General features: G+C 44.5%; 10 protein-coding genes. 5 read left to right on the forward strand and 5 right to left on the reverse strand.

Going from position 1 to position 14,606, the window contains the following annotated elements; all coding sequences use genetic code 11:
* Positions 1–66 precede the first annotated feature (66 nt).
* Positions 67–3,684 (reverse strand): DNA-directed RNA polymerase subunit beta, encoded by a 3,618-nt coding sequence (gene rpoB / locus ACTW1R_RS16235; RefSeq protein WP_008381746.1) that lies wholly within the window; start codon positions 3,682–3,684, stop codon positions 67–69.
* A 433-nt stretch (positions 3,685–4,117) separates the two neighbouring features.
* Between rpoB and ACTW1R_RS16240 the strand changes: the two genes are divergently transcribed.
* Positions 4,118–5,080 carry a biotin--[acetyl-CoA-carboxylase] ligase gene (locus ACTW1R_RS16240; RefSeq protein ID WP_142974312.1) on the forward strand — a complete coding sequence of 321 codons (963 nt, stop codon included), beginning with the start codon at positions 4,118–4,120 and terminating at the stop codon, positions 5,078–5,080.
* A 336-nt stretch (positions 5,081–5,416) separates the two neighbouring features.
* On the opposite strand, the gene menA is transcribed toward ACTW1R_RS16240, so the two are convergent.
* From menA to pplA, 3 genes are all read right to left on the reverse strand, one after another.
* The gene (gene menA, locus ACTW1R_RS16245) at positions 5,417–6,370 is read right to left on the reverse strand and encodes a 1,4-dihydroxy-2-naphthoate polyprenyltransferase (protein ID WP_347483139.1); all 954 of its coding nucleotides are present in this window, start codon (positions 6,368–6,370) and stop codon (positions 5,417–5,419) included.
* Positions 6,371–6,382: 12 nt separating this feature from the next.
* Positions 6,383–7,459 carry an FAD:protein FMN transferase gene (locus tag ACTW1R_RS16250; RefSeq protein WP_005230331.1) on the reverse strand — a complete coding sequence of 359 codons (1,077 nt, stop codon included), beginning with the start codon at positions 7,457–7,459 and terminating at the stop codon, positions 6,383–6,385.
* Between the two features lie 264 nt (positions 7,460–7,723).
* The gene (gene pplA / locus ACTW1R_RS16255; RefSeq protein WP_016608361.1) at positions 7,724–8,662 is read right to left on the reverse strand and encodes an extracellular electron transfer flavoprotein PplA; all 939 of its coding nucleotides are present in this window, start codon (positions 8,660–8,662) and stop codon (positions 7,724–7,726) included.
* Between the two features lie 270 nt (positions 8,663–8,932).
* Between pplA and ACTW1R_RS16260 the strand changes: the two genes are divergently transcribed.
* The 4 genes from ACTW1R_RS16260 (at position 8,933) to ACTW1R_RS16275 (ending at position 13,056) form a co-directional block, all read left to right on the forward strand.
* Positions 8,933–10,873, forward strand: a complete 1,941-nt coding sequence (locus ACTW1R_RS16260) for an NAD(P)/FAD-dependent oxidoreductase (RefSeq protein ID WP_005230327.1) — start codon at positions 8,933–8,935, stop codon at positions 10,871–10,873.
* A 206-nt stretch (positions 10,874–11,079) separates the two neighbouring features.
* Entirely contained in the window at positions 11,080–11,487 is a 408-nt protein-coding gene (locus tag ACTW1R_RS16265) for a NusG domain II-containing protein (protein ID WP_010748871.1), read from the forward strand.
* Between the two features lie 10 nt (positions 11,488–11,497).
* Positions 11,498–12,058, forward strand: a complete 561-nt coding sequence (locus tag ACTW1R_RS16270) for a Gx transporter family protein (RefSeq protein WP_005232987.1) — start codon at positions 11,498–11,500, stop codon at positions 12,056–12,058.
* An 11-nt stretch (positions 12,059–12,069) separates the two neighbouring features.
* Positions 12,070–13,056, forward strand: a complete 987-nt coding sequence (locus ACTW1R_RS16275; protein WP_010748870.1) for a polyprenyl synthetase family protein — start codon at positions 12,070–12,072, stop codon at positions 13,054–13,056.
* A gap of 163 nt (positions 13,057–13,219) precedes the next feature.
* On the opposite strand, the gene gor is transcribed toward ACTW1R_RS16275, so the two are convergent.
* Entirely contained in the window at positions 13,220–14,566 is a 1,347-nt protein-coding gene (gene gor / locus ACTW1R_RS16280) for a glutathione-disulfide reductase (RefSeq protein ID WP_489927356.1), read from the reverse strand.
* Positions 14,567–14,606 lie beyond the last annotated feature (40 nt).

A 14,606-nucleotide genomic window follows, 5' to 3' on the forward strand; every position in this document is an offset into this window, starting at 1 on the left:
TTCATGGACATATCCGATAGAACGGGGGCTATTTCCGCTAGTGGCGGAAATAGCGAGGGCCGTCTATTATTGCAAGCGATCTTCTGCTGTCTCGATTTGTTGGTTCAACGCGTCGGCGGCATTTTTAGCTTCTGTTTGTGCTTTTTGTTCTAATTCGCGGGCTGTTTGTTGCTCCGCAAATTTTGTTAAGGCATCAACGGTGATCAAATCATCATCGTCATCATCCATATCACGTAGTTCGATCTCTGCATCATCGATATCTAGGACACGCATGTCTAGACCCAGTGATTGCAATTCTTTTACTAATACGCGGAATGATTCTGGTACACCTGGTTTTGGAATTGGTTCCCCTTTGACGATCGCTTCGTATGTTTTCACACGACCAACCACGTCATCTGATTTGTAGGTCAAGATTTCTTGCAAGGTGTAAGCAGCACCGTATGCTTCCAGTGCCCAAACTTCCATCTCTCCGAAACGTTGTCCACCAAATTGGGCTTTTCCTCCCAATGGTTGTTGAGTAACCAATGAGTAAGGTCCAATGGAACGGGCATGCAATTTATCATCGACCATGTGGGCCAATTTGATCATGTACATGACACCAACGGAGATGCGGCCATCAAATGGTTCGCCGGTACGTCCGTCGTAAAGCACTGTTTTGGCATCGCTGGCCATTCCTGCTTCAGCAACCGTTGCCCAAACATCTTCATCGCTGGCACCATCAAAGACTGGTGTTGCCACGTGAATGCCTAGTTGACGCGCAGCCATTCCTAAGTGTAACTCTAATACTTGTCCAATGTTCATCCGAGAAGGTACCCCTAATGGGTTCAGCATGATATCGACTGGTGTGCCATCTGGTAAGAAAGGCATGTCTTCTTCTGGCATAATGCGAGAAACGACCCCTTTGTTTCCGTGACGTCCGGCCATTTTATCCCCTTCATGGATTTTCCGTTTTTGAACGATATAAACGCGAACGAGCATGTTCACACCTGGTGACAATTCATCGCCAGCTTCGCGGGTAAAGATTTTGACATCGTGGACGATTCCGCCGCCGCCGTGAGGCACGCGTAGAGAAGTGTCACGCACTTCGCGGGCTTTTTCACCAAAGATTGCGTGCAATAAACGCTCTTCTGCTGAAAGTTCCGTTACCCCTTTTGGAGTGACTTTCCCAACAAGCAGATCGCCATCTTTGACTTCCGCACCAATGCGGATAATCCCCATTTCGTCTAGGTCTTTCAAAGCGTCTTCCCCAACGTTCGGGATTTCGCGAGTGATTTCTTCAGGTCCTAATTTTGTGTCGCGGGCTTCTGATTCATATTCTTCAATATGGACAGAAGTGTAAACATCATCTTTCACCAAACGACGGCTCATGATGATGGCATCTTCATAGTTGTACCCTTCCCAAGTCATGAATGCGACTAAGACGTTTTGTCCTAGTGCCATTTCGCCTTGTTCCATAGATGGGCCATCTGCTAAGATGTCGCCTTTTTCCACTTTTTCACCAAGTGCTACTAATGGACGTTGGTTGTAGCTGGTTCCTGAGTTTGAACGACGGAATTTGGTAACAGAATAAACGTCCAATGCGCCATTGTCACGACGAACGCGCACTTCGGCTGCATCCACGTATTCTACGATCCCATCATGTTTACATAACAAAGCAGCTCCTGAGTCATGTGCTGATTTGTATTCCATACCAGTACCAACCCAAGGTGCTTTCGGATTGATCAATGGTACTGCTTGCCGCTGCATGTTGGCACCCATCAAGGCACGGTTGGAGTCATCGTTTTCCAAGAAAGGAATACATGCGGTTGCGACTGCGACTACTTGTTTTGGTGATACGTCCATGTAGTCGACTTTATCGATCGAAACTTCCAAGTTTTCAGAAGTAGCACGCGCCATAACAACGTCGTTTACGAAAGAGCCGTCTTCATTTAACAAGCTGTTTGCTTGGGCCACAACGTAGTGGTCTTCGGTATCGGCAGTCAAGTAATCGATCTTGTCAGTAACACGGCCTGTTTCGCGGTCAACTCGACGGTATGGTGTTTCAATGAAGCCATACTTGTTGACTTTGGCATAAGAGGCCAAGCTGTTGATCAACCCGATGTTTGGTCCCTCAGGCGTTTCGATCGGACACATACGGCCATAGTGGGAATAGTGAACGTCTCGGACTTCATAGCCGGCACGGTCACGGGTCAAACCACCAGGTCCTAAGGCAGATAGACGACGTTTATGGGTCAACTCACCCAGTGGGTTTGTTTGGTCCATGAACTGTGACAACTGAGAAGAACCAAAGAATTCTTTGATACTTGCGACAACCGGACGAATATTGATCAATTGTTGCGGTGTCAAGGTTTCGGTGTCTTGGATCGACATCCGTTCACGCACGACACGTTCCATCCGAGCAAGCCCGATCCGGAATTGGTTTTGCAATAATTCACCAACAGAACGAATCCGACGGTTTCCTAAGTGGTCGATGTCATCGACATTGCCGATGCCTTCCATCAAGTTGAAGAAGTAGCTCATTGAAGCAATGATATCCGCTGGACGAACCGTACGTGTAGCAGTATCTGGATAGCCATTACCGATCACGTTGACTTCTTGTTCTGGATCTTTTGGTGAAAAGACTTTGATGACTTGGACGGTCATTGGTTCGGTAACGACCCCATCTTCTGATGGATAGTACGTTACACTGTTTAGGCCATTATCGATAAATGCGCCTAGTGTTTCCATGACTTGGTGAGTCAAAACAGTGCCTTTTTCAACAATGATCTCGCCTGTTTCAGGGTCAACCAAGGTTTCTGCTAAGGTCAAATTCAATAGACGTGTTTTCAAGTCTAATTTTTTGTTTACTTTGTAACGACCAACATTTGCTAAGTCGTAACGTTTTGGATCGAAGAAACGTGCGTTCAGCAAGCTGCGTGAGCTGTCTGCTGTTTTTGGCTCGCCTGGACGAAGACGTTCGTAAACATCTTTCAATCCTTCTTCGGTACGAGAATCGCTTGCGTTTTTATGCAAGTCTTTTTCGATCGTATTACGCAATGATTCACTGTCGCCGAAAATTTCAAAGATCGTGTCATCAGAACCAAACCCTAGGGCACGGACTAAGACCGTCAAAGGAATTTTACGGGTACGGTCAATCCGTACGTAAGAGATATCTTTGGCATCAGTTTCCATTTCTAACCACGCACCGCGGTTAGGGATAACAGTTGAACCAAAGCCTTCTTTGCCGTTCTTATCGACTTTGCCATGGAAATATACACCCGGAGAGCGGACCAACTGAGAAACGATAACCCGTTCTGCCCCGTTGATGATAAAGGTTCCTTGTTCAGTCATTAATGGGAAATCACCAAAGAATACTTCTTGGGATTTGATTTCCCCGGTTTCACGGTTCGTCAAACGCAAAGTAACATGTAATGGTGCCGAATAGTTTGCATCATGGGCACGTGCTTCTTCTACTGTATACTTTGGTTCTTTCAATTCATAATCCACAAATTCTAGGGACAAGTTACCGTTGAATCCTTCGATTGGCAAAATATCTTCAAACATTTCTCTTAGGCCCTCATCTAGGAACCATTGGTAAGAGTCGGTTTGAATTTCAATCAAATTCGGTAATTCTAATACTTCACTGATCCGTGCGAAACTTCTACGTTCGCGATGCTTTCCGTATTTTACTACGTGTCCAGCCAAGCTCTTCACCTCTTCATAAAGTCTTTCAAAAAGGCTATCCGATTATTTACAAAACTGTAACAAATATTAAATATAGGTTACAGAAAGCATTTTTTGCGGCTTTTAGGCAAAAAAAAACCAAAAATAGAACGGATGCATTGGGCATTTTCTACTTTTGTTTCCTTATTCCTAAGCCGAAACGGACAATATTTCGTTTCTGCTTTTTTCGTTCAGATAGTTTTTGCAACTCCTTATTATACAGATGAAGTACTTTTCTGTCAAGCTTTCATTGGAAGTTACAATGCTTTTCTGACGCACCCATTTCCTAAGATTTTCTAAAGAAAAAAACAAGGCTGGTGAGGACTGTTTTTCGTAAGAAACTACTTTGCTTTTTGCCGATTTCTTGCTATGCTAACGAAAACGTTACACGTGAAACATTAGGAAGGATATCCTTATGACGACAAAAGAAAAAATACTGACCTTATTACAAAAAGAAGATACTGTACTGTCCGGAGAAAAACTAGCCCAAGCCTTGTCGATCTCTCGTACAGCAGTCTGGAAAGCCATTAAAGAACTTGAGAAAGAAGGCTATCATTTCGAACACTTGGCCAACGGCTATCGCTTTGTCTCCGCTGACCGCTACGATCAAGCAGCACTTGCAGCCGCCTTGCCGATGATCCCCACGATTCAAATCAAGGATGCTGTTGAGTCTACTATGAAAGAAGCCAAGATCGCCGCTTTGGACAGTGGACTGGCAACCCCCGCCCTTTTTTTGACCGAAACGCAAACAGGCGGCCATGGCCGCTTCGAACGACCGTTTTTCTCACCGAAAAAACAAGGGATCTACATGAGCTTGCTCTTAAAACCCAACCAAGCGTTTCAAGAATTGCCGCAATATACCGTTTTGGCTGCGGTGGCAGTCGCAGAAGCCATCGATGCCCTTCTAATGAAGGAAACGGCCATTAAGTGGGTCAACGATCTGTACTTAGATGGAAAAAAAATCTGCGGTATTTTGTCTGAAGCAACCAGTGACTTTGAAACAGGCCGCATTACCTCGGTTGTGATCGGTATCGGCATCAGTTTTTCGATTCCGCAACAGCAGTTTCCAGCAGAGATTCGGGAAAAAGCGACCTCACTCTTTCCTGGTGAAGAGTATCCAACCTTTTCTCGGGCAACCTTGATCCAAGAAATTTGGCGTCGGTTCTTCCAATTATTGGCAAAGCTGCCTGACATGGATTATATGGCCCGCTATAGGCAGAAATCCTTCGTTTTGGGCCGCACCGTTCAGTTTACACAACAAGGTGTGACCTATGAAGGAATCGCCAAAGACATTACTAACACCGGTGAATTAGTGGTGGAAACAGCAACGGAGCGCAAGGTGCTTTCTTCTGGAGAAATCAGTTTGGAACGGTATTGATGCTGCAAAAGTCGCAAATCCGCTTGCTGATTCGCTGCTTTCGCAGGGAATCAGTCAAAGCAATCGCGAGCACACATGCTCCATAAACAGACCTGCTTATTCCGAGGGGTCATACAAAAGAACAACCTAGGCAGCTCCCCTTTCTATCGGGTTTAGCCACTGTCACCAAAACTTTACTGTTGCAATCAGGATCGCAGAGAAAGCGAGCCTCATCTTTTCATAATAAGTAGGATGCTTGTTCTTTTATCATGTCTTTTCTACAGTTTTTATGTGCTATTTCATTCCCCACATAAAAAAGATCGACCTGCTCTTTCAAGAGCCGGTCGATCTTTTCTTTTACAGCAATTGCCACATCAGGCACAAAAGTAAGCCCAAGGCATAGCTGCTGTTGAATAAAATCATGTTCTTAATCGAATAGCCAAAGCTACGTGGGTGGGGCAGGCTGGCTTGATGTTCTTTCAAGTTTTGACGGATTTTTGGCAGTGTCAGAAACACGAGCAAAATCGGCCATTGAAAGAGGCCAAACAAGAGGCCCAATAAAATAGCGGCATAAGACGCCAACATCATGCCTTGAAACAGACGGATACCTGCTTCGCGACCGATGTAGTACACCAGCGTGTAGCGATGGTTTTCGATGTCGGCTTCCAGATCCCGTAAGTTATTGGCTAACATGATGTCAGCAATCGTGAAAATCAATGGCAAGGATGCCAACACGATGGCACACACAGCCCAGAGATTCCCCACTAAGCCAAAGGTTCCGTTCGCAAAATCCAGTGCCAGATAAAAAACTTTTTGATCAATGGTATTGATATAGATCGTGATGGCAAAAATCCCTAATCCCATCGTTACACCGCTGAATACCTCGCCTAAAGGCATCCGCGATAACGGAATGGGGCCAAAGGTATAAAAGACCCCGATAAAACAAACCACCAGCCCCATCACTAGCAGCAGCCAGCCGGTAACAAAGGTCAAGTAAAGACCGATCAGTAAGGTTCCTGCCAGCATCGCAAAAATCAGATTGCGAACAGTAGCTTCTGAGATGTTTTCGCGCCCGATCACATTGTGCTGGTATTTGTAGGTCTCTGATTTGGCTTTTTTGAAATCCATATAATTGTTGATGGACGTCGTCGTCAAATCAAACAGCAGCATCCCCAGAAAAAAAATTACAGTATTCAACGGATGAAATTCATGAAAATACACCAACGAGAACAACACACCCATAATGAAGGGGAAGACACTCGCCACCTTGGTGCGGATCTCCACCACTTCTAAAAACACTGAAAGAGACATCTTTCACTCCTCCTATTCTAAATCAGCACGATCACCCATCGTGTAGCCTGATTCCTCTGACAGCTCAAAGGTATCTTTGATGCCGTCTGTTACGTACACTTTATCTTCTTTTGTGATAAAGATCGCATCGGTTCCCTTTTCGGTATGCTGTTCGATATAAGCCAAGCCTTCTTTGACTCCTTTATCAAACGCCACCGTAGTCAACCCGTCACCATCGATGGATTTGTCAGTGATCACAGTCACACTTGCTACATCGCTATCGTAAGGATAGCCAGTCTCAGAATCAAAAATATGGTGATACGTTTTGCCGTCTACTTCTAAGTAGCGTTCGTAGATCCCTGAAGTAACTACTGTTTTATTGGTTTCTTTGATACTGCCGATAATCGAGCCGCGAGATTTGTTTGGATCTTGGATTCCGACATTCCATGGCTCATCTGCACCGCGGTTGCTATGACCTAACACATAGACATTCCCGCCCAAATCAACGATCGCGGAAGTCACGCCATTGTCCTTCAGCACTTTGACGACTTCATCCGTGATGTAGCCTTTGGCGATCGCCCCAAGGTCAAGGATCATGTCCTTGTCTTTTAAATACACCGTGTGGTCTTCGTCGTTAAACTCGACTTGTTCATAATTGATATGTTTCAACGCTTCATCGATCTCAGATTGCTCTGGCTTGCGGGCATCATCAAAGCCGATTCGCCATAATTGGGTGATCGCACCGATGGCCATATTAAAGCCGCCTTCTGATTTCACACTATAATCATAGGCTTCTTTCAACAAATAATAGATATCATCTGAAACCTTCACTGGCTTGATGCCAGCTTGCGCATTGATTTCATCGATCTCTGACCCTGCTTGGTTGATGGTGATTTTATCGCCTAACTCTCTGATGCGGTCAAAGGCAGGCTTCATAGCGTCCTCTTTGCCTTCATCATAAATGCGAATCCGAGTATACGTACCTAATAAAAATTCTTCTTGAAAATATGGTTCTTCTCGCAGCGTCGTTGCTTCCTGATCACTGCCGCAGGCTGCCAACATTGTGCCTAAAAAAACAAACATCAGAAAAAACGTTACTTTCTTTTTCATGATTTTCCTCTTTTCTATTGTCTTCAACCTTCATATAATAGCCTTTTTTTGGCAGAATGAAAAGGGGCATTCCGTGATTCCTCAACGTATTTTAGGAATCCTTAATCGAACCTTTTCTTCTTTGTAAAAAACAGTTCTTTTTTAAAAAAACCTTCCCACCAGATTGCTTCCTTTTGCACGAACTTGCTTTTGTGACCTTGTTGCCCACAAAAAAAAGACAGCACTCAAAACGAATGCTGTCCTCTTCATGGAAAGAAGTTGTGATTATTCAGTAACGAAGTTATCCACTTCGATTGTTGTTTGGTCGCCTTTTTCAGCGGCATTCAACAACTGTTGTGCATAGATAACAAAGCTGTGGAAGCTGTGGGTTGCCCCTGAAACAACATCCATGTCTGCCACAGAGCCGTCTTCGGCATTGACTGCAGAAACAAAGGCTTCATTGAAGTTTGGAATGAACTCTTCTGGACTTGTACCAGATTTTGCTTCCATGTTTTCGTTGTATGATGCATCATCTTTTTTCGACTCGCCTGCTTCGTTTAGGTAGTCGTAGTTTGATTCAGAGATTTTGCCGTCAGCTACAGTCATTGAGAAGACTACGCGGTAACCGTTTGAGTAGTTCTTTTCTTCTAATGTATAGGTTCCGTCTTTCAAGTCTGCACCATTGTCGATTTCAATGGTTTCAGTGTTGCCTGCTTGCGCCGCTTGAATCAATTGTTGTGCATAGTTTTGGAAGGAATCAAAGGAATGAGTCGCGCCAGAAACTACTTCGATTGAAGAAGGGCTTTGTGCGGCAACTAACTCTTCATTGAATTTAGGAATAAATTCTTCTGGGCTGATGCCTGCTTTTTCTTTCATTGTTTCATTGTATTCAGTGTTTTCTGTTTTTGATTCGCCATCCGCATTGACGTTGTCATATTTTGATTCAACGATTTTGCCGTCTTTGACTGTGATCTCAAATGTGACACGGTAGTCGTTTTTATAGTTCTTTTCTTCTAAACGATACGTACCATCTTGCATTGGCTCGCCTGCAACGACGGTTGCTTCTGAGCTTTCTGTAGTTGCAGAATCGCTTGCAGAAGTTTGTGATGTACTTTCACTAGTTGACGAAGAACCTGTATTGTTGTCGTCTGCTCCGCATCCCCCTAACAATAATGCTGCGAATGAAAATACCGCCATACCTACAATCAATTTCTTTGCTTTCATAATTATCCACCTTTTACTTGTTTATTTTCCCCACAAAAAAGTTTGTGATACAACTAACATTGTAAAGTAAATTTACGAGATGTCAACCGCTTCCTTTCCGCTTTTTCAATAAAAAATGACTTATTTTTTGATTTTCGCAAGTTTTCACGAATTTCAGGAAATATGCGTTTTTTTCATCAGAATCGTTAGACAAATGAACCATTTGTCTATATAATAGGAACGATTGTGTAATTATTATCATAGATTATTTTTATTAAGGAGAGATTTGCAATGGCAAAGAAAAACATTGTCGTTGTCGGTGCCGGTTATGCAGGCGTTTCTGCTACGAAGTACATGGCAAAGAAATTGAAAAAAGACAATGATGTTGAGATAACATTGATCGACCGTCACTCTTATCATACGATGATGACTGAACTGCATGAAGTCGCTGGAGGACGTGTAGAACCTACCGCAATTCAATATGACTTGCAGCGCTTGTTCTCACGCAAGAAAAATGTTCGTTTAGTAACCGATACAGTAACTGGGATCGATAAAGAAAATAAAACCGTCCAAACAAAATTAGGCAGCTATTCATTTGACTACTTGATCTTAGGGATGGGTGGCGAACCGAATGACTTCGGTACACCTGGTGTCAAAGAAAATGGCTTTACTCTATGGTCATTTGACGATGCTGTCCGCATTCGCGAACACATTGAAAAAACTGTCGCAAAAGCAGCGATCGAACCAGATGCAGCATTACGTAAAGCAATGTTGACGTTTGTCGTTTGTGGCTCTGGATTTACTGGGATCGAAATGATCGGTGAACTGATCGATTGGAAAGATCGTTTAGCTTCCGATTATAAATTGGACCCAAGTGAAATCAGCTTGAAAGTCGTTGAAGCAATGCCAACGATCTTAAACATGCTTGATCGTAACGATGCAGCCAAAGCAGAACGTTACTTGAAGAAAAACAATGTTGATCTTGTCTTGAATGCACCAATCGTTGAAGTGGCACCTGACCACATCAAACTAAAAGATGGTTCAACGATCCCAACCCACACATTAATCTGGACTGCCGGCGTCAAAGGAACTAGCGATGCTGCTGATTTCGGTTTAGAAACCGCTCGTGGTTTCCGTCTAGTTGCCAATGAGTACATGGAAGCAAAAGGCTACGAAGACAAAAACATCTATATTATTGGTGACTTGGTTTACTTCGAAGAATTCCCGAACACACCAACACCACAAATCGTGCAAGCAGCTGAACAAACTGGACACACTGCAGCAACGAATATCGTTTCAGCCATCAAAGGCGGCGAAAAACATAAATTCAAAGGAAACTACCAAGGATTTATGGTTTCCATCGGTGCCAAATGGGGCGTGGCGAACTTATTCAATAAAATTCACCTGAGCGGTTTCTTAGCGATCATTATGAAACATATCGTTAACTTGAAATACTTCTTTGATATTCGTTCTGGTTACTACATGTTCCAATACTTGATGCATGAAATCTTCCACATCAAAGATGACCGGACAGTCGCTCGTGGTCATACGTCTCGTTACGGAAACGTCTTGTGGAGTGTTCCGCTTCGTATTTTCTATGGTCTTGTCTGGTTCGTTGAAGCTTTCAAGAAAATTTTGGGTACGAATGGGGAAGTCTTCAAACCTGGTACATGGTTCGGTGAAGGTTCTTGGTTCCAAGGCAACAGCGTTTTCCCTTGGACTTGGGAATATCAAACAGTCGCTGATGCAGCAAGTGGTGCTAGTGAAGCAGCCGATGCAGCAAGTGCCGCTAGTGGTGCCGGTGAAGCAGCCGATGCAGCGACACAAGCCGCACACTTCGGTTTGAGCTATGCCTACGGTGAGCAACCAATGATCGTGATTGAAAAATCACCTGACTGGTTCACAAAAGTTATGCAATTTATCATGCCAAACAACGACGTTGCCATGTTCTTCCAAAAATTCATGGTCTTCTTTGAAATTGCTTTAGCTCTTGCATTGATGGCTGGTCTCTTCACTTGGTTAGTAAACGCAACGACTATCGTTTTAGTGTTGACTTTCTGTATGTCTGGTATGTTCTACTGGGTAAACATCTGGTTCATTCCAGTTGCATTTGCCTTGATGAACGGTTCAGGACGCGCAGTCGGTTTAGACCGTTGGGTAATCCCATGGTTGCAACGTACCCTTGGAAAATGGTGGTACGGTACCCCTCGCTCCTTATACGGCAATAAATAAGCCAGCAAAATAGAATACCTGTACGACTTCATGAGACTAAGACATTCTGATTTTCAATCAGTGTCTTGGTCTCTTTCCAAGTACAGAACTTTTTCTTGATCGTCCTTGCACAGAAATCGGTGGATTATTGAGGATTCAGCTAGTAGAATCTTGTCCTCTTATGCTAGAATGAGACACATCACATGAAAGAACAGGAGTCTTTTTTGATGAAATTAAAAGAATTTATCCGCGATGCCCATTTAAAACCATGGGATGGCGTCATCATACTTGTTTTGATCCTCAGCTCTTTTTTACCGATTTTTATTTTTGGCCAGACGCAAACAGCGGACAAAGAAGCCGTCTTGCGGGTCGATGGGACAGAAATCAAGCGTTTTGACTTAGTTGAAGGTCAAAAAACGTACACCTATCTTTATGAAGATGAAGATGGCGATACCAATTTACTGGAGATCGAAGGGGATCGGATCCGAATCAAGGAAGCCGATTGCGGCGACCAGATTTGTGTCCGCCGTGGCTGGGCCAGTAAAAATGGGGAAACCATTGTCTGTCTGCCTCATAAATTGGTGATCGAAATCCAAGCCGCAGATGGGAGTGAGACCGACGATCTAATCTATTGATCGTTTGCTTATGAGTCGATTACAACGAATAATTTTCATCTCACTGCTGGTCGCCCAAGGGGTCGTGATTGGTTTAGTTGAAAATATGATCCCTTATCCATTTGCCTTTGCGCCTGGTGCGAAACTAGGTTTGGCAAATTTAATTACCATTATTGCTTTGTTCACTATGCCGAAAAAAGACAGCTTTCTCTTGATTTGGCTAAGACTAATCTTAACGACGTTACTAGGAGGAACGGTTTCGACCTTCTTATATAGTATGAGCGGTTCCTTACTGAGCTACTTTGGGATGTCTTTGGTGAAACAGTTGGGGCCTAAGCGTGTCAGCATCATCGGCATTAGTGCGGCCGGCGGGTTCTTACACAACGTCGGACAGTTGATCACTGCCTCATGGATCGCTCAATCCTGGAGCGTGATGCTCTACTTGCCGGTCCTGTCTTTCTTTGGGATCTTGTCCGGGATCGCTATCGGGATCGCCGCCAACTACTTGCTGCGCCGTGTCGAAACACTGCGCCGTTTTCAAATTGATTATGAACGCCAGACCAAAGTCAAATGGCGCTCGGATTCAGAATAAAGGAGTTAATTATGAAACTTCATTCCATGTGGCAAGAGTATCCAGCACTGCAAGCTGACTTATCTGCCTCCTTGCAATTGATGGAAAAATCATTAAAACTAAAAAACAAAGAGGTCGAACAAGCGATCCTGTCCATGATCCATTCAGGTGGGAAACTGCTGCGTCCTGCTTATCAGCTGCTCTTTTCTGCTTATGGCAGCGACAAAGATCGCGAAAAAGCCGTCGCATTGGCGGCCTCGATCGAAATGCTCCACACTGCCTCGTTGATCCACGACGATATCGTCGATCATGCGGACACCCGCCGCAAGCTGCCGACCATTCGTTCCGAATTTGGCAACGATGTCGCTGTCTATGCTGGTGATTACCTCTTTGTCTGCTGCTTTAAATTGATGGCGGATTATGCCAGCTCCATGAAAAGCTTGCAGATGAATTCCCGTAGTATGGAAAAAATCCTGGCCGGCGAATTAGGACAAATGAGCAAACGATACGATTTGTCCGTCACTGTCGAGGATTACTTAGAAAACATTCGCGGCAAAACCGCTGAGTTGTTTGCTTTAAGCTGCTTCATCGGAGCTTACGAAAGCGGCACCTCCTTGCGCTTTGCCAATCAAGCCCGTGAGATCGGTGAAGCCATTGGTCTTGCCTTTCAAATCATGGATGACGTCTTGGATTACAGCCAAGATGCGGCTGCTTTAGGGAAACCAGTATTGGAAGATGTTCGGCAAGGCGTCTATTCCCTGCCGCTGTTAATGGCACTGAAAAGTGACCGCCAACAGCTGCTCCCATTGCTGGAAAAACAAGACGCCATGACGGACACCGACACCCACGAAGTCTATCGGATCGTCCAAGAAAGTGCTGGGATCGAGGAAGCCAAGAAACTCGCAGCCGACTATACGAAAAAAGCTTTGCAGGCGATCCAGAAATTACCTGAGACCAAAGATGAAACCAAAACGTATCTTTACCAGATCACTGCTCAGATCCTAGGGCGTCAGAACTGATCAAGGATCTAGCAAAAGCCTAGCAGCTGGAATCATACTGAAATAAGTCCCCAAGATTAGATTTTTGATCTACCTTTGGGGGCTTTTTAGTTGATAGATAGAATTTTATACGCAAAAAAAGCCTCAACTGACAAATCATCTGTCAGTTGAGGTTTTTTTTCTTTTAACGCATCGTCACAAATTCTTCTGACCCCGTCGGATGAATGGCAACGGTTTGATCAAAGTCTGCTTTTGTAGCACCCATTTTGATGGCTACAGCGAAGCCTTGCAGCATTTCATCGACACCGATCCCGATGCCGTGCAGACCGATGATTTTTTCTTCTTTTCCTAAGCACACCAATTTCATCTCACATTTTTGGCGATACTCATTTAAAGCAAAGTACATCGGTGTAAAGCGCGAGCGATACACCTTTATCTGCTCTTGGCCGTATTTTGCCAAGGCTGCTTCTTCGGATAAACCAATCGTGGCAATCGGTGGATGAGTAAAGATGACCGTCGGTACTAAGTGATAATCCAAGTACGCATCGCTTTGACCGTTGAACAAGCGTTCAGACAAGCGACGACCGGCGGCGATCGCAACCGGGGTTAAATCCAATTTTCCGATGACATCGCCCACCGCAAAAATCGAGTCAGCTGTGGTATTTTGATATTTGTCCACAATGATAAACCCTTTTTCATCCAATTGGACATCGGTGTTTTCCAGACCTAACTTATTCGTATTCGGCACACGACCACCAGCAAAAAGGACGCAATCGCCGGTCAAGGTTTCGCCATTTTCAAAGTGAACGAGATACTCGTCACCTTCTTTAATGATACGAGAGGCAACGTAGCCTGCATAAGTTTCGATTCCTGATTCTTGGTACATCTCCACGAGATTATCCGCAAGCATCTTGTCAAAGGTTCGTAATGGCCGCTCTTTGCGGTACGCCCAAGCCACTTGGCTGCCCAGCTGTTGGCTGACACCGCTGATTTCGGCTGCGATGTAGCCTGCCCCTAAGACGACCATACGCTTTGGTGCTTCTCGCAACGCAAAAAAACCATTCGAGTCAATGGCGTACTCACCACCGGGAATATTCATCGCGCTAGGTTTTCCACCGGTGGCAATCAAAATGTTTGCTGCATGGTAGTTTTCCCCATTGACGGTAACCGTGTGGTTATCCACAAACTGTGCATAACCGTGGATAACTTCTACATTGTTACTGTCTAAGCCTTTTTGATAGGCTGTGTGTAAAAAATCAATGTATTTTTCACGGTTATCCACAAGCTCAGTAAAATTAAATTTATCCACATGTGGATAAATGCCGTAGCTAGTTGCGTCCCGCTTGATCATTTCTAACATCTCACTAGCTTGCCACATGACTTTTTTCGGTACACAACCGACATTGACACAGGTGCCGCCTAATTCATTGCCTTCGATCAATAATACTTTGGCGCCGTGCATCCCTGCCCGATTGGCTGAGGCGATTCCGCCACTGCCGCCACCAATTACTATGTAGTCGTATGTTTCCATATTTGTTGTTTCCTCCTTAGAATTGTCTATGTTCTCATCG

It is taken from the genome of Enterococcus sp. R12 (assembly GCF_058135755.1).